The organism is Nannocystis sp. RBIL2, from assembly GCF_026626745.1.
Lineage (GTDB): Bacteria > Myxococcota_A > Polyangia > Nannocystales > Nannocystaceae > Nannocystis.
The window spans coordinates 2,688,107-2,708,948 of the sequence record NZ_JAPNJW010000001.1 but is presented as its reverse complement, the minus strand read 5'-3'; the positions used below and the strand labels follow the sequence as shown (position 1 = coordinate 2,708,948).

General features: G+C 69.8%; 14 protein-coding genes. 5 read left to right on the top strand and 9 right to left on the bottom strand.

What is annotated here, in order from left to right; translation table 11 throughout:
* Nucleotides 1–27 precede the first annotated feature (27 nt).
* Nucleotides 28–591 carry a TetR/AcrR family transcriptional regulator gene (locus OV090_RS10500; protein WP_267703447.1) on the top strand — a complete coding sequence of 188 codons (564 nt, stop codon included), beginning with the start codon at nt 28–30 and terminating at the stop codon, nt 589–591.
* A gap of 189 nt (nt 592–780) precedes the next feature.
* Here OV090_RS10500 and OV090_RS10495 read toward each other — a convergent pair whose 3' ends face one another.
* Entirely contained in the window at nt 781–1,395 is a 615-nt protein-coding gene (locus OV090_RS10495; RefSeq protein ID WP_267703446.1) for a hypothetical protein, read from the bottom strand.
* Between the two features lie 177 nt (nt 1,396–1,572).
* Complete coding sequence (locus OV090_RS10490) at nt 1,573–7,572, bottom strand: AAA family ATPase (RefSeq protein ID WP_267703445.1); 6,000 nt, start codon at nt 7,570–7,572, stop codon at nt 1,573–1,575.
* A 417-nt stretch (nt 7,573–7,989) separates the two neighbouring features.
* On the opposite strand from OV090_RS10490, the gene OV090_RS10485 reads away from it, so the two are divergent.
* On the top strand, nt 7,990–8,418 hold the full coding sequence (locus OV090_RS10485) for a hypothetical protein (RefSeq protein WP_267703444.1): 429 nt from the start codon (nt 7,990–7,992) through the stop codon (nt 8,416–8,418).
* A 61-nt stretch (nt 8,419–8,479) separates the two neighbouring features.
* Here OV090_RS10485 and OV090_RS10480 read toward each other — a convergent pair whose 3' ends face one another.
* Nucleotides 8,480–12,085 carry a serine/threonine-protein kinase gene (locus OV090_RS10480; RefSeq protein WP_267703443.1) on the bottom strand — a complete coding sequence of 1,202 codons (3,606 nt, stop codon included), beginning with the start codon at nt 12,083–12,085 and terminating at the stop codon, nt 8,480–8,482.
* Nucleotides 12,086–12,537: 452 nt separating this feature from the next.
* Nucleotides 12,538–13,497, bottom strand: coding sequence for a LysR family transcriptional regulator (locus OV090_RS10475; protein ID WP_267703442.1), 960 nt, complete (start codon nt 13,495–13,497; stop codon nt 12,538–12,540).
* Between the two features lie 104 nt (nt 13,498–13,601).
* On the opposite strand from OV090_RS10475, the gene OV090_RS10470 reads away from it, so the two are divergent.
* Both OV090_RS10470 and OV090_RS10465 read left to right on the top strand, forming a co-directional pair.
* Entirely contained in the window at nt 13,602–14,333 is a 732-nt protein-coding gene (locus OV090_RS10470) for an SDR family oxidoreductase (protein WP_267703441.1), read from the top strand.
* Nucleotides 14,323–14,652: a DUF1330 domain-containing protein gene (locus tag OV090_RS10465; RefSeq protein WP_267703440.1), complete on the top strand. Its 330-nt coding sequence runs from the start codon at nt 14,323–14,325 to the stop codon at nt 14,650–14,652. Before OV090_RS10470 ends, OV090_RS10465 begins: the two co-directional genes overlap by 11 nt.
* A 40-nt stretch (nt 14,653–14,692) precedes the next feature.
* Here OV090_RS10465 and OV090_RS10460 read toward each other — a convergent pair whose 3' ends face one another.
* The 5 genes from OV090_RS10460 to OV090_RS10440 form a co-directional block, all read right to left on the bottom strand.
* The gene (locus OV090_RS10460) at nt 14,693–15,115 is read right to left on the bottom strand and encodes a hypothetical protein (protein WP_267703439.1); all 423 of its coding nucleotides are present in this window, start codon (nt 15,113–15,115) and stop codon (nt 14,693–14,695) included.
* Nucleotides 15,116–15,126: 11 nt separating this feature from the next.
* Nucleotides 15,127–15,585: a hypothetical protein gene (locus OV090_RS10455; RefSeq protein WP_267703438.1), complete on the bottom strand. Its 459-nt coding sequence runs from the start codon at nt 15,583–15,585 to the stop codon at nt 15,127–15,129.
* A gap of 314 nt (nt 15,586–15,899) precedes the next feature.
* Nucleotides 15,900–16,964, bottom strand: coding sequence for a WGR domain-containing protein (locus OV090_RS10450; RefSeq protein ID WP_267703437.1), 1,065 nt, complete (start codon nt 16,962–16,964; stop codon nt 15,900–15,902).
* A 122-nt stretch (nt 16,965–17,086) separates the two neighbouring features.
* A complete protein-coding gene (locus tag OV090_RS10445; RefSeq protein WP_267703436.1) occupies nt 17,087–18,643 on the bottom strand; it encodes an IgGFc-binding protein in 1,557 nt (518 codons plus the stop codon).
* A 157-nt stretch (nt 18,644–18,800) separates the two neighbouring features.
* The gene (locus tag OV090_RS10440; protein ID WP_267703435.1) at nt 18,801–19,319 is read right to left on the bottom strand and encodes an N-acetyltransferase; all 519 of its coding nucleotides are present in this window, start codon (nt 19,317–19,319) and stop codon (nt 18,801–18,803) included.
* Between the two features lie 213 nt (nt 19,320–19,532).
* Here OV090_RS10440 and OV090_RS10435 point away from each other — a divergent pair, with 213 nt between their 5' ends.
* Nucleotides 19,533–20,378, top strand: coding sequence for a hypothetical protein (locus OV090_RS10435; protein WP_267703434.1), 846 nt, complete (start codon nt 19,533–19,535; stop codon nt 20,376–20,378).
* Nucleotides 20,379–20,842: the final 464 nt, after the last annotated feature.

Here is a 20,842-nt window from a genome sequence, read left to right as displayed (position 1 = left end):
CAGATTATGAGACACACTGTATCATAAATGGTCTCCGACGCCTCAGCAACCGACGCCCGCCAGGTCCGAACCCGCGCCAAGCTGCTGCGCGCGATGCTCGCGTTGCTCGAACGGGAGCCGTTCGAGGCCATCACCGTGCGCGCGCTGGCCGCGGAGGCGGGGGTCGGCTACGCGACCTTCTTCCGCCACTACCCCGACAAGGAGGCGCTGCTCGACGACCTCGCCGCGGACGAGATCGCCGGGCTGCTCGGCGCCGCGATGCCGCTGTTCTCCGCCGAGAACACGGGCCGGGCCTGCGTGGCGCTGTTCGAGTTCGTCTCGCGGCGCAAAACCCTGTGGCGCGCGCTGCTGACGGGCGGGGCGGCGCCGCGGCTGCGCGAACAGTTCGTCGGCCAGGCGCGCACGCTGGCGGCAGCTTCCGACACGAACACCGCGGCGGTGTGCCCGATCGACCTGCGCGTCACCTACGCGACGTCCGCGACGATCGAGATCATCGGCTGGTGGCTGAGACAACCAGAGGAGCTGCCGATCGAGACGATCGCGGGGATCCTCGACCGACTGGTGATCACGCCGACCGTCTCGGAGCGCTAGAAGGGGGTCGATGAGAGCTGCGGGTGCCGAGCCCTTCATCGCGGCTGAGCAGCATGCCCAGGACCTGGAGCGCGGTCAGCGAGTCGACCAGCCCGACCAGCTCGACACTGGTGGCCCGAACAAAGCCGTCGAGTCGAGACGGCGACCCACTTGCCACACCCGGGCGCCGCGCCGGCCAGGCGCCGGGCCTCATTTGCTCACAGGCCGCAACGACATGCACATCTCGCGATTGGCGGCGATGATGGCCTCGCCGGCCTCGAAGCCCATCCGGACGCTACACTCGATGTAGCTCCTGGCATCGAGCGGCTTGCTCACATACAGGTGAGAGACCGTATGCAGCATGGTCTTGCCTGATTCGCTGGCAGAGGCCCCTTCGAAGCGGACCGCGCAGGACAGCGAGCCATCTGGCCACAGCTTCTCCTCGATGACTTGCAGAGCGTCCCCCTGTTTCCATTGTTTCGGGATCTGGGCCAGGGTCTTGGGGGGCGGCGCCTTGATCTTCTTCAAATAGGCGAATTGCTCCCATGCCAGGTCGGCGTGAAACCATTGGTTGGCAGGATCGAAGACATGGCCTGCGCTTTCCGGGAGGGTGATCTCCAGCCCCCACGGCTCGATCGCCACGACCTTGGTCTTCGCCGGTTCGGGCGCCGGGCTTGACGGGGGTGGCGCGCTGGCCGGAGCCGGCGCCGGTGGGGTCGTCTCGGTCGGAACGGGAGGCGTCGCGGTCGGAGCGGAAGGCGGCGCCGTGGGCGTCTGCGCGTCGCAAGCGAGCCACGTGAAGGCGAGGAACGCTCCGAGTCTCATGACCGTCAGGGTACAGGAGCGCGGCGTAAGCCGATGCGGGGGAGCTCCTTTTGCGCGACTGGGGCCGCCCGCGGCGGTCAGGCCCTCTGGCGTCGCGCTCGAACGAAGCGTGCCGCACCCGCGCCATCGCCACCGAGCGCGGTCACGAACGCGCGTGCTTCTGCCTCTCGAGAGAGCTCAAGACGAGCGCGCCGGGTGTTCATCCGCATTCGCGCCCTCCGGGAGCTCCGCCCCCGGGGGGCGCAGAGGCAGCTCGACGATGAAGGTCGAGCCGGCGTTCGGCTTGCTCTCCACGCGGACCGTCCCGCCGTGCGCAGTCACGATCGAGCGCACCAGGTAGAGGCCGAGGCCGAGGCCGCCGAAATTGCGGGCCGACACTGCGCGCTCGAAGCGATCGAAGATCCTGGCCTGATCTGCCTCGACGATCCCGATGCCGTGGTCGCGGACGGAGATCGACGCGGAGGTGGGTCGCTTGCACACGGTGACGTCGATCGGTCGATTCTTGCCGTACTTCATCGCGTTGGAGAGCAGGTTGAGCAGGACCTGCTCGAGGCGGGACCTGTCCCAGTACCCCACCACCGCGTCGTCCAGCTCGAGCACGGTCCAGCAGCCGGCGGCGGCGAGCTGCGGGGCCATGCGCGCGACGAGCTCGCGGATGAGAGAGGAGAGGTCGACCGATTCGAAGGTGAGGGTCAATCGTCCGGTGTGAAGGCGCGAGACGTCGAGCAACTCGTTCACCAGGTGGCCGAAGCGCGCGATCTGCCGGTTCAGGACCTGAAGGGTGGCCTGGATCCGCTCGGGGGAGAGGTTCGCGGACGGGTTGCGACGCAATCGACGCTCGATCATCTGAATGTGGAGCTGCAGCGAGGTGAGCGGGGTCTTGAGCTCGTGCGAGGCGATCATGAGGAACTCGTCGCGCAGGCCGACCGCCTCCTGGGCGTTGGCGTACAGCCGGGCGTTGTCGAGGGCGAGCGCGACGCGGCGCCCCACCTCCTCGGCCAGCGCCAGGTCGGCGGGCCCGTAGCGGCGCCGGGGATTGGTAGCGAGCAGGAACATGACACCGAGGCACCGCTCGCGCGCGAGGAGCGGGACCCGGAGGTAGGTGTGGACGTGGAACTGCTGCAAGAGCGGCGTGACGTGGGCGTCCCCGAGCTCGGGCGCCGTGGGCGAGGCCGCCGCGGCGCGGGTCAGCGCTTCACGCAATGCTTCGAGCGCTTCGGGAGCGACCCCCGAGGCGGCAGTCTTGACCTGCGCGCCGTCCTCCGCGACCTCGGTGACGAGGCACTGATCGGAGAGCTCGGGCACCGCGAGCGCGGCCACGTTCTCGAGCGTCGCGTCGTAGCCGAGCGCCATCAGCTTGCGGCTCGCCTCGGCCAGGAAGCGCTGGGCCTGCTCGGTCCGCTTGCGCTCGGTGATGTCGGTGGAGATCCCGCAAAGCGCACGCGGAATGGTGCCGCCGCCGAGCGGGAACTTGATCGACAGGAATGAGCGCAGGACGTCGGCGATCGGCAGCTCCTCCTCCCATTCCATGGGCACACCCGCCGCGAGCACCCGGCGGTCGTGATCGAAGATCGCCTCGGCGACCGGGGCGGGGAAGAAGTCGGCGTCGGTCTTTCCGAGGATCTGCTCGCTCGGCACGCGCAGCAGGTTGCTCACCTGGTGATTGACGAGGAGGAAGCGGCCCTGGGGGTCCTTGAGATAGATGGCCGTGGCCGAGTTGTCGACGATGCCCTTGAGGGTCTCCTGATTGGCGGCGAGCGCCCGCTCCGCCCGCCGCCGCTCGGCGTTCTCCTGCTCGAGGTCGGCGTAGAGCACCGCGTTTTCCAGCGAGATCGCCGACTGTGAGGCGAGCAGCTCGAGCACGCTGAGGCGCGCGGCGGTGAAGGCCCCGGTGACGAGGCTGTTCTCGAGGTAGAGCATGCCGAGCAGCCGGGCCTGGCGCGCGATCGGCAGGCACAGCAGTGATTTCGGCCGCTCGCGCGCGAAGTATTCGTCTTCCAAAAAGGGGTGACGCGCGGCGGCGTCGTCGAGCAGGACGCGCTCGCGGCTGCGGCGGACGTAGTGGAGGATCGATTGCGGCAGCGCGGCCGTGGACTCCGCCCCGGCCTCGAGCACGCGCGCAGTGCCGCCGCCTTCGGTGATCTGGGCCGCGATCGCCAGGCGCTCGTCGCGGACCAGCAGGACGTAGCCCCGGTCGGCGCCGGCGTGCTCGATCACGATGCGCAGCAACGTCGCCAGCAGGCGCGGCAGCTTGAGCTCCCCGGAGATGGTCTGCGAGGCTTTGACCACCGAGAGGACGTCGAACTGCTCGGCCCGCACCGCGAAGGTGAGGGTGGGGGCGATCGGCTTGCGCTCGACGAGGCGGGGATGGCGCTGATCGAGCTGCTCCACCTTGGCGTGGGCACCCCAGCGGAAGTAGCCGGCGCGGGCCCGCTGCAGGTAGGCGTCGGCAGGGATGGTGAGGCCGCGCGCACGGTAGAACGCGGCCGCGCGCTCGCAGGCGATGGCCTCGATCTGGACGAAGCCGTGCTCTCGCGCCGCAGTGACTGCCTGTTCGTAGAGCCCGGGAGCCTCGGTGTCGTGGCCCTGAAGCCGGGCGAGCTCGGCGCGGACCAGGGCGTGTTTGTGGAAAAAATTCTCCGGGCAGCTCGCCGCCCACTCGCCGAGCTGCCGTTCGCAGGCGTGCAACGCTTCGGGCGGCTCCGACGGCGGTGATGTCTCGTCGCAGCAGGCGGCGAGGGCGAGCGCGCGGTAGAAGAAGCTCTCGACGATCCACGCGTTCGCGTCGTTCTTCCACGGGAACTCGACGCTGGCGACGGTCGCCGCGGCCGCCGCTTCCCGGGGAGAGCCGAGCACGAACAGCGCCTGCGCCTTCGCGCTGTAATAATAAGCGTAGGCGCTCTGGAAGTCGGCCGGGTCGAGGCCCTTTTCGAAGGCGTCCTGGTCCAGCTCCGAGCCGTCCAGCATCGAGAAGTGGACCGGCCGGCCGCGCAGCGACTGGATCAGGTAGTGGACGCTCAGGAGGATCCGGTGGACGAAGGCGTAGCCGGTTTTTTGCACGAAATCGAAGCGGCGTTCGACCTCGCGGAGCACGTCCTCCAGGGGCTCGCCGCACAGGAGCGGGATCTCCGTGGCCAGGATGCAATGATAGCACGCGTAGTTCAAGTCGCCGGATTCGACCGCGACCTCGAAGCCGCTGCGCGTGTAGGGCAGGATCTCTCGGTAGTGGTGGCGCCAGAAGACGATGTAGTTGGCGAACGCGTAATAAACGATCGACTTGGCGGTGAGGAGGCGGCCCCGGCTCGCCAGGTCGTAGCTGAGCTTGCCGAACTCGTACGCCTCCCTGTATCGCCCGAACTTCGGGCCGATCTGGGTAGCGAACGAGACGTACGCCTGCGAGGACAGCTCGGCGTTGCCGTGCAGCAGGCTGAGTCTTATCATGCGCACCGCGGCGAGGAACATCAACATCGGGTCCACGAAATAGGCGGGGACCGACACGCCGATCAGGACGTTCATGATGCCCTGGATCTCCGGATGCGTCATGGGCGGCAGATCGATCAAATCCGCGATCGCGCGGTCGCCCAGAGCCTGCCAGACGCTCTCGGTCTCTTCCTCGACCTCGGCGTCGGTCGGGTGAATCGGTAGAGCGATGCCGGAGGCGCGGAGGAACGGGAGGCCGATCTCGACCGCGCGGGCGCAGTGTCCGCGGGTCATGTGAAAGGCCACAGCGAGCTCGACGACCGCGGCTCTCTCGACCACGGTCCGCGCTCGGGTCATGAGCGCGTCGATGCGGAGCTCGGCCTCGTCGAAGCTGCTGGTGACGTACGCGGCGTGGGCGTGCTCGAAGGTCAGGGCGTAGGCCAGCTCGTACTGCGTGTCCCAGCGGTCCGGCGCGAGCAGGGCCTCGCCGGCGGCGAACAGGGCCGCCGCCGCGTGGAAGGCCGCCGCGGCCTTGGCCTTCCGGCCGGCGCGCAGGTTCAACCCGGCGAGCTCCTCTTTTTCCGCTGGCGAGCGGATGAGCACCGCGCCGCGATTGAGGTGGCCGACGACGTCGAAGAGCGCCTCGTCGCGAACCTCGTCGCGCTGCGCCTGCAAGAGCGTGCGGCCGATGCCCAGATGCACCTCGGGGAGCTGTTCTGCCGGGATCAGCGAATAGGCGGCCTGCTGCACGCGGTCGTGGAGGAAGCGCCAGGTCCCGCCCTGGCCCAGGAGCAGCCCCTCTCGCACTGCCTGCTCGAGGGCCTCGCGGAGCTGCGCCGGCGGACGGCCGGCGACCACCGCGAGGGTGTCGAGATCGCCGCGGTCGCCGAGGCACGCGGCGAGCTTGAGCGCGTCCCGGGTCGCGACCGGGAGGCGCAGCAGCTTCTTCGCCATGAGCTCGGCGACGTTGTCGGTGAAGCCCTTGTCGCGGATCGCGGCGATGTCCCAGCGCCACGCGCCGGCGCTCGCGTCGAGGGCGATGAGGCCCTCCTGGTGGAGGGCGATGAGGAATTGGAGGACGAAGAACGGGTTGCCGGCGGTCTTCTCGTGGACCAGCTGCGCCAGCGGCTCGACCTGCTCCGGGCTGGCGTGGACCGCCTCGGCCACGAGCGCGCCGACGTGGGTCGGCGAGAGCGGCGCGAGGACGATGTCGGAGACGACTGCGCCGTGCTTCTTGGCCTGGTCGAGCGTCAGCTTCAGCGGGTGCGCGGGGCCGACCTCGTTGTCGCGATAGGCGCCGAGCAGGAGCAGGTGCGCGGCCTCCGAGGACGTGGCGAGCTGCCCCAAGAGCTTCAGGCTGGCCGCGTCGGCCCACTGCAGGTCGTCGAGGAACAGCACCACCGGGCGCTCCTTGCGGGCGGCCGCGGCGACGAAGCGGGCGAGGGTGGCGTGCAGTCGGCTCTGGGCCTCGGCAGGCGGGAGCGGGGGCATCGGCTCTTGTGGGCCGACGAGCTGCTCGACCTCCGGCAGCACGTCGGCGAGCAAGCGGCCGTTCGGGCCCAGCGCCTCGCGCAGGCGCTGGCGGAAGCGCTCGACCCGATCTTCGCTGGCGCACAGGATCTCCTGCAACAGGACCCGGAACGCCTGCAGGAACGGGAGGTAGGGGACGCTGCGGTTGTATTGATCGCACTTGCCGGCCAAGAAGAACCCGCGCTCGCGCACCACCGGTTTGTGAAGCTCGGCGACCAGCGACGATTTGCCGATGCCCGAATAACCCGACACGAGCACGAGCTCCGCTCGCCCGTGCGTCACCACCCGGGCGAACGCGGCGCGCAGTGCCTCGACCTCGCGCTCGCGGCCGTAGAGGCGCTGCGGGACCTGGAAGCGGTCGGACAGGTCGCGCTGGCCGAGGGCGAATGCGGGGATGGTGCCGCTCTCCTGCCAGCGGGTGAAGCACTCGTTCAGGTCGTGCCGCAGGCCGAGCGCGCTTTGGTAGCGCTCCTCGGCGCCCTTGGCCAGCAGCTTGAGCACGACCGCGGACAGGACCGGGGGGACGGCGGGGACGAGCGCGTGGGGCGGCCGCGGCTCCTGGGCGATGTGGCAGAACACCCATTCGACGGGGTCGCTGGCGCGGAAGGGCAGGGTGCCCGTCAGCAGCTCGTAGAACGTGACGCCGAGCGAATACAGGTCGCTGCGCTCGTCGACCCACCGGTTCATGCGGCCGGTCTGCTCGGGGGCCATGTACGCGAGGGTCCCCTCGATGAGGCCGGCGTGGGCGGGGCGCTGCGACTCGCGGGGCGCCTGCGATGCGATCCCGAAGTCGGTGATCTTGAGCTCGTCGGTGTCGGGGTTGTAGAGCAGGTTCTGCGGCTTGATGTCCTTGTGGATGATGCGATGCCGGTGCAGCTCGGCGAGCGCCGCGGCGACGCGGAGGGCGAGGGGGAAGAAGCGCTCCAGCGGCATGGGCCCGGAGACGAGTCGATCGAGCGAGCGCCCGCCGAAGTCCTCCAGGACCAGCGCCGGCTGGCCGTCGAGCGCATCGATCGCGCAGGGCTTGACGACGACCGCGGCGTCGATCGCCCGGGCGATCTCGTATTCGTGGTACAGCCGACCGAGAGCGCGGGGGCCGGCGTGGTCGCGGCGCAGCACCTTGAGCACGACCGGGCGATCGTCGTCGCCGCGGCGGGCGCGATAGACGACGTTGTCCGCCCCTTCGTGGAGGACAACGAGGTCGAGGTAGCGCGAATCACGGGTCATGGGATGGTCGCGTGACCTCCTCTGCCACGGCTCCCAGATGACGCTCGTGTCGCCGGGCCCGGTCGACCGCCTCGCCGCTCGTCCGTGACGGAGGCCGCGGACCCCTAAATCTGCGAGCGCTTGCGCGTCCTTCCAGCGCGCTCGGCAGGAGAGGCGGCTGAACCGTCGCAGTCCGTGCAGGGGCGGGCGCAGTGGTGGCAGGCTCGACGGTGAGGACCGAGCGCCCGGCGTCCTGCTAGGCGGGCCGCGTCACTTCCGCCGGCGGCGCGCGAGCAGCAGCCGCGACCGGCGGCGCGTGGCGGAACTACCGCCCCACGCCTTCTCCGATCGGGCTGGCACGTGTAGGATCGGCGACATGCGCGGCATTCACACGACGCTCACCCGACCGCCGACGAGCCTGCGAGGATGGAGCGCCTGATGTCGCCGACCCTCGCGTATCGCGTCGGGGCGTGGTGCTGGATCGTCACCGGCATCGGCCACCTGAGCGTCGACGCCCTGCTCTCGCGGGCCCCGCCGTCCCCCGCGGCCGCGCGGCTGAACGCGGCGATGCGCGAGAACGTGTTCGCCATCGGCGGTATCCCGCGCACCAGCCTCGACGTGGTGAACGGCATCAGCATCGCGATGGGGCTGGCGCTCGTGGTGGTCGGGGTCCTGTTCCTGATGATCGCCCGCGCGGCCGGCAGCGCCGAGCAGACGCGTGGCGCCGCTGGCCTCGGTCTGGTCGCGTCCCTGGTGTTCCTCGCCGTCGCGGCGGTGCTGCTGCCGTTGCCGCCGATCGTCACGTTCACGGTGGCCAGCGGGTCGTTCGCGGTCGCCCTGGCGAAGCTTCCGCGCCGCAGGTCCTGATACCGCTGATGTCCTTTGGGACATGTTGTTTGGGCGCGCTCGGGGGGGTCAGTGAGGCCCGTCAATCGACCAGCCCCGGGCTGGCCACACGCAGCCACGCATCGACATCCACGATGTTCTGCATGTGCATGCGCGCATCGAGCCGGGCCAACGCCCGCGTGTCGACGGGGTTGGCGAAGCCGTGGAGAAGTCGCTCCGCGATCTCGGCGTGGAGGCCCATGCCGGTCTCCTGAAATGCCCGCCGGGCGAGGTGGAGATGGCGAAATGCGCTGGCTGTGTCGCGTATCGCCCCGGCCAGTCCGGCGCGGAGGAGTTGAGCATCTGCGCGCAGATGTGCCTGGCCCTCGCTCTCGAGCTGGGTGATATCCTGCGTCACGACTTCGGTAACCTCCGCGAGGTCCTTGTGGCCGGCGCGAAGAGTCGCCAGACCCGCGCGCGCCCGCAGCAGGAACGCCTCGGCTCTTCGCGCGGCGACATCGAGGAAGCCGGACGCGACGAGAATCGGCCACACCTTCTGGATCCGCTGCCACGCGTCGAGCGAGCGCCGTTCGTACAGATCGCAATACACGCCGATTTTGAGCGCATGGAGATCCTGAACATGAAAAGCGTCGCGCTGACCCTGCTCGTGCGCGCTGCGCACGCGAGCGCGGGCTTGCTTCGGCTGGCCGGCGGCCAGTAGCGTGAGCCCGGAGTAAATCGCGGCGATCCGGCTGCTGTGGACGTCGCCGAGCGCTTGTGCGCGTTGATACAGCGACTCCGAGCGCTCGCTCATGACGCGAAGCTCCCCCATGGCCTCGAGCGCGGCCATCGTACTCGCTTGGCCCAGCCCGCACTCCCACACGCTGCCCGGGCAGTGATCGCGGAGGTATTGCACCCCGAGGTCGATGTCCGCCAGCGCGGAGCGCCACTGGCCCTGGTGTCGCGCGACAATACCCTTGCAGAGGATGGCGAGGCCCGAGGCATAGGGATCGCGGATCCGTTCCGCGATCCGGTGCGCCTCCTCGAGCATGCCCGTGCCGATCTGGAGGCTGCGACTGCTGAGTGAGAGCCCGCCCAAGGCGAGGGCTCGGGCGATGCGCTTCGGCTCGCCGGCCTCGAGCCCGAGCGATATGCACTGGACGAGGAACAGCGCCGCCTGGAGCGGGTCGTTCAGCAGCAACCCCTTGCCCGCGATCCAGGTCAGATCGATGCGGTCGAGCTCGCGCCTGGACAGCTCGAACTCACTGCGCTCCGTGAAGCCGAAGCCGCGCCGAAAGAGTCGTGCGCTCTCTTCCCTGAGCTGGGCCCGTGCCTCGCGCGCCGCGCCGAACTCCTGCACCCCGGCCGCGAGCAGCAGCGGGCGGAGGATGTCGTTGCCACGCGCGAGGTGTCCGTTGTTGAAGAGGTGCTCGGCTGCTGCGAGCTGAAGCCGCCAGGCCGCGGCGGCGGGCGCATGCTCGGCCGCGGAGAGAAACAGCGGCGCGGCTTCGACTCCTCGCCCTGCCCGGACCAGCGCCTCGGCCCGGTTCTTTTGCAGTGTCCACCGATCCGGGCGACATTCCAAGGCGAGCGCGTAGAGCTCGGCGGCGCGATCGAAGGCGAACACGCGGTTCGCCGCGGATGCGCCCGCGGAGGCGTGTTCGGCGGCCTCGTCGTCGCGGCCGGCGGCATGCAGGTGACGAGCGATGCGCGCTGACCCGGCGGAGTCCGTAATGATGTAGGCCGTAGCGAGATCACCATGACTTCGCCGCAAGAGCTCAGGATCGAGGATCGCCAGCGCCGCCTGCTGCATCGGCTCGCTGGGTGATTCGATGCACTGCGCCTCGCCTTCACCGGCGGATTGGATCAGCCCCTGTCCGCGGAGCTGCGCGATGAGGGCCTGGAGATCGCCCGACCAAGCCCCGACTTGCGGCAGTAGCCACAGCGGGATCGCTCTGTCTGCGACGATGACCCGGCCGTACAGCTCGTGCGCCTCGTCCGAGACTCGGGCGAGGCGCGACTTGACGAGGCGGCGCAGCAGGTCGCCGTCTCCCGGCGAGGTGAGGTCCGCACCCCCGCCACGCTCGACCTCCTCCATGAGGGCGCGGATGAGAGCCGGGTTACCGCCCGATTCGCGAGCGATCAGCTCCGCGAGGTGGCGGCTGAACGCCGTGGGCGTCGAACGCAGGCGGCGGATGAGCTCGACTGTCCCCTTGAACGAGAGCGGGTTGAGCTCGACTTCCCGCAGGACGTAGGCGGGCGTGCTCATCGCGCGTTGGAGGGCCAGCTGGTGCAGCAGCGGCGCATCGAGCCGCCGATAGGCGTTGATGAACAGCGCGGGTGGTACGCCGGGCGATCCGAGGAGGTGGTTGAGTAGGTACGCGCTGTCGAGATCGCCCCATTGTAGATTGTCGAGGAAGATCACGGTGGGCTGGCGCTCTGCGATTCGGTACAGCAGGAGCTTGAGGCCTTGAAAGGCGAGGCGCCGGATCTCGTTCGAGTGCGACCCTGCCTGGACCCGCGAGGGGACCCGGTGCTCGACGCGTGCGAGCACCGGGAAGACTTGCGTCAACGCGTCAAACTTGCCGCCGAGATCGCGGGTCAGCGCCTCGCACTCGAACGGCGGATACGTGCAAAGCAGGGCGGTGATCGCGTCGAGTAGGCTGTCGAAAGCCCGGAAGGGAACCGACTCGCGTGGTGAACAGGCGCCGCGAAGGACGACGCCTCCGCTCTCTGCGACCTCGGCCGTGAAACGATCGACGACCGCGGTCTTGCCGGATCCAGCCTCCCCGATGAGGTCGACGCAAGCTGGCGCACCTTGGGCCGCGAGTTCGATGGTCTCGTGGAGGGTCAGCATCACGGCTTCCCGTTCGATCAGATCGGTGGCGGTCAAGGCCCTGCCGCGGATCGTCAACGACCGATTGGGCGCACACCAACGGAGGATCTCCGCCGCTCCGGGTCGCTCGGAAGGCAGGCGACGGAGGAGCCTGGCGACGAGCTCGGCGAGATCGCGGGGAGCGTCGCGTCGGAAGGCCGTGACGGGAGGTGCCTCCTGATACTGCTTATCGTTGAGCGGATCCTCGATGAATGGCCACCGCATCGCCAGCGCCTCGAACAGGATCACACCGACGGCGTACCAGTCGGAGGCTGGCACCGCGAGCTGACCTGCGACCTGCTCCGGCGCCATATAGGCGGGTGTGCCTTCGATTCGGCCGTCGAGGCCGAAGAGTGTCCCGCGGTTCAATTCGTCGACGAGTCCGAAGTCGATGATGACGACCCGCCCGGCGGTGGTGACGATGACGTTGCTGGGTTTGAGATCGCGGTGGACCTTGCCCGCTTGGTGCAGCGCATGCACTCCGCGGGTGAGTTGCCGGAACAATTCACGCAGTTGCCCGTCCTCCGCCGACCACATCACCTCGCGGAGGTCGTGTCCTTCCAACAGCTCCATGGTGAAGAACCACTGACCGTCTTCATGGCAGAGCTCGTAGAGCGCGACGAGGTTCTCATGGGTGATGTCAGCCATGCGGCGAAATTCGCGCTTGAGTCGATAGACGCCCTCGGGCTCGACGTCGAAGAGTTGCTTTAGTGCCACTGATTTACCGTTACGCGTGTCCAGGGCCCGGTAGACCGCTCCCATCCCTCCAATGCCGATTTCGCTCTCCAACAAAAAATGACCGAGTCGCCGCGGCAATCCCCTGGACTTGCTCATCCCACCCAAGATGCCGTGAGCCGGACGCCATGGGAAGTATCGGCCGCTTCCGAGCGCCGAGGTGTCTAGACCTCACCGTCTCGACGTTCGGTCTCGCGCCCCCGACCAGAAGCCGCACCTCCTCCGAAGCGCAAATCTTACGCGCTCGGGCGTGCCAGCGACGGCGGACTGAGAAGGGTGGCGAGCGAGTGCTGCTAATTGTTGTCCGCTCGCCGCCAACGTACACGCCTTTTCGTTCGACCACGACGGTGGGCGAGGTTGAGGGCGGAGACCGCGGCCCGCCCGCGAGTAATGGGCAGTCCGCGGCGATTCTCTCGAAGGCACCAGCGCATGCGCGGATAACCGCGAGTGCCCCTTCTGCGGGTCGCTTCTGCTGCGGTCACGGCCGCGTGCCGCGGAGGCTCGTCCGCGCGCTGCACAGCTCCGGCGTGCCCTCATTTCCGGAGGTTCTTCTACTTGCGTCGTCGAGCGTGCGTCCGGGTCTTCGCGCGCCCCGCCGGCGCGCGCCGGGTCTCCGGCTTCGCCGGCGCCGCCGCGGCCTGGCGCTTCAGCTCGTCCCACAGCGCGCTCGCCACGACGCCGTGCGGGCGGTCGCGTCGCCGCATGACGAACAGCTCCATCCTGTCGACCTCGAACTCGGGCACCTCGAGCACCACGAGCTCGCCCGCTGCGAGCTCGCGCGCGGCCACGTGCTCCGGCAGCCCTCCCCAGCCCATGCCGGCCAGGATGATGTCCTTCTTCGCGGTGACGTCGGTGACGCTCCAGCGCAGACCCCCTTCCAGCACGTTCAGCGACGGCGCTTCGGAGCTCTGGGCGCTGTCCCGCAGGACGATCTGCGCGTGCGCCCGCAGCAGCGCCGGCGGGATGGGCACGCCGCAGATCGCCAGCGGGTGGTCGCGGCGCGCGACGGGCAAGATGCGCACGCTTTTAAAAAAGGCGCTCTCGACCCGGGCCGCGGACACGCCGAGGCGCGTGGCGATGACGAGGTCCGCGTGCTCGTCTTGCAGCGCGGCGGCGGCGCCGGTGAGGCGCTCGGTCGCCAGCTCGATGCGCACGGCCGGGAAGCGGGCCCCCACCGCGCGGAGGATCGTCATCAGCGAGCCTATCGGCGTGACCGCCTCGACCGCGAGACGGACGATCGGCTCGACGGCGCCGGCGAGCTGGCCGGCGAAGCTCTTCAGCGCCTCGACCTGCTCGATGACCGCGGCCGCGCGCTCGCGGAACAGGCGGCCGGCGTCGCTGAGGCTGGCGCGGTAGCTGCCGCGATCGAACAGCTCGAGGCCGAGCTCGTCCTCGAGGTTGCGCACCAGCTTGCTCACCGCCGGCTGCGACTTGTGAAGCGCCCGAGCAGCGGCAGTGAACGCGCCCGCGTCGGCGACGGCGAGGAAGGCGAGGAGTTGGTCGTACGTCACGCGGTGAAACTCCAGAACCAAGGGTAATCGGGTTCATCGAAACATACCATTTTCTTGGCATGGAGAACTCGCCTAGAACTGTCTCCACGGAGGTTCAGGAGTTCATGGCGAATCGCATCGATCGGGTCATCATCACGGGCGCCAGCAGCGGCATCGGCCTCGACCTGGCGCGCCGCTTCCTCGCCGAGGGCTCGCGGCTGGTCCTCAACGCGCGCGACCCGGACAAGCTGGAAGACGTGCGGCGGAAGCTCGACAGCAGCGGTTCGCGGGTCTTCACGGTCGCGGGCGAGGTCGGCGACCCCGGCACCGCGCGCGCCCTGGCAGCGGCGGCCCGCGAGCACCTCGGCGGCGCGGACGTGCTGGTCAACAACGCCGGCGTCTTCGGCGCAAGGCCGTTCCTCGAGAGCACGGTCGAGGACCTCGAGCGCTTCTTCACCACCAATGTGAAGGGGACGTACCTGGTGACCCAGGCGATCGTGCCGCTGATGATCGCGGCCGGCGGCGGCTCGATCGTCAACGTCGGCGCGGCGCTCGTGCAGCAGGCGATGGCGGCGCTGCCGGCGTCGGCGGCGATGGCGAGCAAGGGCGGGGTCCATGCGCTCACTGTCTCGCTCGCCGCCGAGCTGGCCAAACACGACATCCGCGTCAACACTCTGGCGCCGATGATCGTTCGCACGCCGCTGATCTCGGACGCCGATGCGCTGGCGTGGGTCCACCCGCTCGGGCGCGTCGGCGAGGTCCGCGACACTTCCGATGCGGTGCTGTTCCTGGCGCGGGCGGGGTTCGTGACCGGGGTGACGCTCGAGGTCGACGGGGGCTACTCGCATGGCCGCTGAGGGCGGGCACGCGATGCTGGTGGCGCTCGTGGTCGCGGACCCGGCCGCATACGCGCGCTACCGGGAGGCGATGGCGCCGATCCTCGCGGCGCACGGCGGCGCGTTCCGCCACGACTTCGTGGTGGCCGAGGCGCTGCGCGGCGCCGATGCTCGCAGCAACCGCGTCTTCACTCTGGTGTTCCCCGACCGCGCGGCGAAGGAGCGCTTCTTCGCCGACGAGCGCTACCGGGCGGTGCGGGCGGCCCACTTCGAGCCGGCGGTGCTGCACACGGAGATCCTGGCGGAATTCTCGCTTCCGCCGACGTCGGCGCCCGCGTAGAGCGCCGTGTCGATGGGCCCGGGTCACGCGCTGTGGCGACTCATGGCAGGGTGCATTTGTAGCAGCTGTAGAACTGGTACTCCCATTCCTCGCAGCCGCACGACGGCGGGCTCGGGGCCGTGTAGCACCAGCGGCGATAGAGCGTCAGCTTCTCGCCCGGGACGCCCGGCTGGAACGGGCAGCTGTCGCAGCCGGAGCCCACGGTCGTGGTCCTCCACTCGCCGGTCGAGCAGACGCCCTTGGCGGCGGGCGGCGCGTCGGTGAACTCCGTGAGGTGCGGCGGGACGAGCTCGCTCGCGGTGGATTCGTCCGACAGGCCGGCGCAGAGGTCGAGCGGTGGAGCGGACTCGGGCGGCGCCTCGGCGAGGGCGGCGGCGTCGCGCCAGGACGCCTCTTCCGCCTCGTCGCACGCGGGGGCGCACAGGGCCCAGGTCAGGAGACAGGTCGAGATTCGAATGTTCATGGCGATCGCTCCTACTGGCAGACACCGGCGCCGTTACAGGACCACGTGTACAGCTCGTCGGGTTCGCAGCCGCACGAGGGCGGGCTCGGGGCGCGATAGCAGAAGCGGCGGTACATCTCGTGCCTCCAGCCCGGCTTGTCGATCTGGGTGTGCCAGCAGCTCCCGCACGGCTTGCTGACGTACACCCAATCCCATTCGCCGTAGCTGCACTCGCCCTTGGCCTCGGGCGTGTCGGCGGCGAGCTCGTCCGCGACGGGTGACTCCTCGGCGGGGAGGCGCGCGAGTTCACAGAGCTCGTGGAGCTCCTCCTCGGCGTCCATGGGCCCGTCCTGCAGCTCCGCTTCCTCGGCGTCGAGGACCGCCGCTTCGTCGGCTGTGGCCCACGCGTCCGGGTCGTCGCAAGCGACGAGGGTCAGGGTCCACAGCGATCCTGCAGCGATCCGTGTTCGTGTCGTGATGCTTGGTTTCATGGTCGCGTCGGCGAGCCTCCAACGGCATGACAGGCGCCCCGAACCGATGTCGCGCGAGCCAGGCAAAAAAATCGGCCTCGCCCCGCGGAGCGGGCTCTGCAGGAGAGCGGGGATGAATCCACGTCGGTGACGGATCGACGTCGTTCACTGCGTGCGCTGGCATGCCGCGGACCGTGGCCCTCGCAGCGACGAGCACAGCGTCCGGACGTTCGAGCCGGTCTCGCAATGCTCGCCGCGGAGCCCTCGAAGGTCGGCCTTCGTCGTCGTGCGAGCGCGTGCCCCGACGCGGGAGCACGCGCTCGGACTTCCGCGGCTCAGGAGCGCGAGTCGTAGTGCGGGGCGATCACGACGAGCGGCTTGGCGATCGCCGCGCCCGTCACCTTCGCCAGATTGGCGGCCAGCGCGGCCTCGGAGAGGTCGACGGCGACGCACGCTGCCTCGTCCCATGCGGCGTGCGCGAGGAGGATGCCGGCGATGCCATCGGAGTGTTTTTTGCCGTTGGCGTCGGCGGTGCGCCGCGAGAACGGGAGGCCCGCCACCTTCGCGCCGATCCGGCCGAGCACGAGGTACGCGTCGCCCATGTCGCCGGCGGCGACGAAGTAGGTCGCAGGCGGCGCCTCGGTCTCGGCCGAGAAGCCCGCGAAGGCCTCGCGGATCCAGCCGTCGGCCCAGGCCTCGCGCGCCTGCACGACCTCGGGAGGGGCGCCGCTCGGGCCCTTCGCGCCGGCGAACGCGTCGTCGGGGCCGACGTCCGAGCCGCGCGCCGCGAGGATCGCTCCGACGACGACCGAGCGCGGGTGGGCCTCCGAGATCTCCCAGCCGGTGTAGGCCAGCAGCGCGGCGGGCTCGCGCGGCGGCTGGCCCGGCAGCGCGGCGACGCGAGCGAGCAGCGCCTCGGCCTCCTCGCGCGAGCGCACCTCGATGCGCCAGCCGCGAACGAGCGCGGCGATGGTGCTGCCGGCGTCGGGGTCGACGCGCCGCCGGCGATCGGTGCTGGTGCACACCCACGTGACCTCGTCGTAGCCGTCGGCGTTGTAGAGCCGCCCGAACTGCGGCCCCGCGGGCTTCGCGGGAGCGGTGGGCGGTGCAGCGGCCTCGGGGGCGCTCGCGGGCCGGGGTGCCTCGGGCGTGCTCGCGGGCTGGGGTGCCTCGGGGGCGCTCGCGCCGGCGCCAGCGGCCTCCACGTAGCCCTTCTTGGTCTTCTCTGCGACGAGCTTGGCGGCGTCCTTGGCGGCCTCCTCCGGCGTCCCGTGCTGCTTCACCTTGGTCTGCCCGTCGGTGCCGATGCGCCCGTAACGGACCGTCACGGAGTGACCCTCGATCGCGATCTCCCAGAACTTGCGGGAGCCGCCTTCTTCCATCTCGAACCTGCGTGCCATGTGTCGGCGGAGGATACAACCGATGCCGCAGCGCCGGCGCGTCCGACCATTTTCCCGTCGGACGCGCGAGAGCTCGCGCGCCGGTGCTGGGCCGGAGGGTGCGTACGTAGGCGACCCGGAGGCTACTCCGGGATGTTCGGGATGAACTTGAGGTCGGCGCCGCCGGGGTACCAATAACTCGTGTACTGCCCGTAGCCGTAGACCTGGATGCCGAACTTCTGGTCGCCGGCCAGCGCGTGCGTGCCGTCGCCGGCGTTCGAGAGCTGGACGCGAGCGACGCCGTAGCCGGTGTTGCCGATCGGGGTCGGCGCGGGCAGGGGCATGCCGTCGAGGGTGATGCTCGCGCCCATCGGCGCGGTGACGTTGACGAACGAGCTCTCGTAGTTGGTCGGGGCGTGGAACAGGTAGTCGGTGCGGTACTGCTTGAGCGGCACGGCGATCGTCATCGCCGGGTCGCCGGTGTCGCCGCCCGCCTGCTGGCCTTGCATGTACTCGGCGACGACGACCTTGGCGCTGGCGGTGATCATGAAGTCCTTGTCGGTGGCCGCGATCTCGAAGTAATCGCCGGGGTTGGCGAGAGTCGTCGGCGCGCCGTCCTGGGGCGGCTCGTAGCTGATGGTGGTCGCCGCCTCGGTGGCGATGACCCGGACCATGCGCGCCTTGGTGAACGGGTCCTGATCTTTCGGCTTCACGAGCGGGGTGGTGACGAGATACTCCCTGGCGAGGCTCTCGTAGGGGAGCATCGACTCCTCGAGGTGGTCGCAGGCCTCGACGTTCCACGGGATGTAGGTGCAGTAGTGGGCGGCGATCACCTGGATCGGCTTGTCGGCGGTGACGTGGGTGCCGGTGAGGTCGGAGATGTCGGGCATGGCGGGCTCGCCGCCGCCGTCTCTCGAGAAGACCTGCAGGACGTCGCCCTCGTCGAGCATGACGACGCCGGTCCCGTCGGCGGCGATCCCGGCGCCGGCGGCGACGATCTTGCCGGTCGCCGACGGGGTCACCGTCACCTTGGTGCCGTCCTGACTGGCGACCACGGCGTAAGCGCCGGGCTGCCAGACATGGGTGTTGCGGATCGCCACCCAGTAGTCCGCGCTCCAGACATTGACCGGCACCAGCAGCGAGGCGTCGTTGGCCATCGAATACTCGTCGTCGATGACGTACTCGAGCGGGCTGTACTGATAAAGGGTGATCGGCTGGGTCGAGCGCACCCGATAGGCGCCGTCGGCGACGATCCTGCTGTCACCGCCGTCGCGCAGCTCGGTGACCCACGGGAGGGTGATCACCTTGACGCTCTGGCTCGGGACGTCGTCCTCGACGACGCTCGTCGCCCCGCGGGTGATGGTGACGTGGGCGGTCTCGTCGGTGGTGTTGGAGACGACGACGGCGAAATGATAGGTCTGCTCGACCCGGGTGGTGGTCACCGTGGGGTAGTAGTCGCAACCGATGTACGAGGTGCCGAGGTTGGCGGGGGCGCAGGCGCCGACGCAGTGGCCGAGGTCCGGGTCGCACGTCACGCCCTGGACGCCGTCGCAGTAGGTGTCGACATAACCGTCGCCGGCGTCGTTGCAGACGTGGGCGACGTCGCCGTTGCACATGCCCTCGCCCGGATTGCACAGGAGGCAGCCGAGGCCGTCGACACAGACGTCGTCGCAGGGGGTCTGCTCGGAGAAGCCGCCCATGCCGTCGCACACCTTCTTGGTGTCGCCCTCGCAGACGATCGCGCCCTCAGGGCAGACGGGCGGGACGGCGTCGGAGTCGCCTGCGTCAGGCGGAGGCGATCGCGGTGTCTTGCGAATGGAAGGGGTGACAGCGCGGCGTCGTTGCGAGGTCGCGGCGCTACGGACCGACCCACAGCGCCATGTAAATGTCGTCGAAGTACGCGTTCGGGCCGATCTTCAAGCGCCGGGTCTTGCGTCCCTCTTCGACGAAGCCGAGCGATCGGTACAGCCCGATCGCGCGAGCGTTGACCGAGCGCACCTGGAGCTCGACCTTTTCGACCCGCGGGTTCGCCCGCGCCCAGCGCAGCAGCTCGTTCATGAGGGCCCTTCCGACGCCCTGGCCCTGATGGCCTTCGTGGACTGCGAGCGTCACGCGGACGACGTGCGCCGTCACGGCGAGCGAGAGCGGCTCCAGGAGCGCTTGACCGACGATCGCGCCTCCGCGTTCCGCGACGAGGTAGATGCCGCAGTCGTGCGCTCCGAGGTCGACGATCATTTTTAAAATGTTGGCGTCGTCGATCTCCTCGGGCCTCGGGGCGAGCCTCCCCGGCACGCGCGCGATCGCGCGCTCGGCCGCCGCGAGCTCCGGAGCGTCCTCCGGCCGGGCGTTTCGAATCGTAAGTGCGTCCGAAGCCATGACGGTTGTTTACCACGCGAGGGTCACGTGGCGTAGCTGCTCGGTCGGCTCTCATCGTCATCGACTGCGCAGGAGGGTCGGGTACCCTCGCGGCGGATGCCTCGATGTCACGCGCTCTGGCTCGCAACGCTCTGCCTCGCCGGTTGCTCCGCGCCGGCCCCCGAAGCCGACCTCCCGCGAGCCGGCGAGGCAAAGGCCGTCGCGTCTGCGGTGGTGAGTGACGCGCCGGGAGAGGCGCGGGCGGCGGTGAGCGAGGCGCCGGGCGAGGCGCGGGCGGAGGTGCCGTTCGCGATCCCGACGATCGAGTTCCCCGCTCGCGGCCCGGTGCAGATGGATCCCGCAGAGCCCGGGAAGTTCTATTGCCGCTACGGCGGAGCCGGGATCGCGGGGTGCACCGACCAGTGCGACAACCTCGGCGATCTGTGGGCCTGCTCGACTCTGGCGCTCACCTACCGCACCGGCGGTCCCAGCCACGAGGTGCCGCTCGATCGGCCGCGGGCTCGGGCGCTCTACGTGCGGGCGTGCCGGGGCGGCGAGGCCCTCTCGTGCGCGTACCTCGGCCGCATGCTCGTGGCGGGCGCGGGCGGCCCGGCCGAACCCGCGTTCGCGCGCTCGCTGCTCGCGGGGGTCTGCGCGCAGGCGGAGAGGTTCCGCGACCCGTCGGAGCGCCACCGGGTGGAGCGGGCGTGCGACGAGCTGGCGCTGATCGAGCGGATGCAGTCGTGGACCGCGACCGTGACGAGCGCGTCGGGGCTCGCGGGCGTGGCGACCGGATCGCGCTGCACGGTCAGCGTGGCGCCGGGCGACGGCAATTGCGAGGCGAACGTGCAGTGCGAGGGCCATGCGGTGTACGCGGGCGGTCACTTCCCGTGCACGGGCACCGGCGCGTCGCTGGCCGGCGGCGAGGCGATGACGACCGCCCGCGACGGCGACCCGTCGATAGCGATCGACATCGCCGCGCGCACGCTGACGCTGCGAGACGACGCGCGCGGCGATCTCGGGGCGTTTGATATGGCCGCGACGATCGACGCGACCGCGACGCCGCAGCGCGCACACTGACGCTGCGAGACGATGCGCGCGGCGATCTCGGGGCGTTTGATGTAGCCGCCACGATCGACGCGACTCCATCGCCGCAGCGCACACTGACGCTGCGAGGCGACGCGCGCGGGAGTCTCGGGACGTTAGCGATCGCCGCGACGATCGACGTGCCGACCTGATCGCTAGAAAGTGCATGCCGGCGGTGATTTCGGTGACCGCGACGCCCATCGAGGTCCGCAGGATGTCGAGCGGCGAGAGGAGGGCGGGGTAGGTCTGCGGGATGTCGCTCTCGAGGTCGGCGGCCACGGCCTCGAACACGCGCTTCACCGAGGCCTGCATCGCCGGGAGCGGCAAGGCGGTAAAACGGCAGGTCGGCGGCTCGCGGCAGGCGGTGCCTGAATCGGCACCGGACCGAGCCACGAGCGAGAGCCCGGGGGCTGCGAGTTCGACCGGCTGTGCGAGGTCGACGCGCTGTTCGTCGGGCA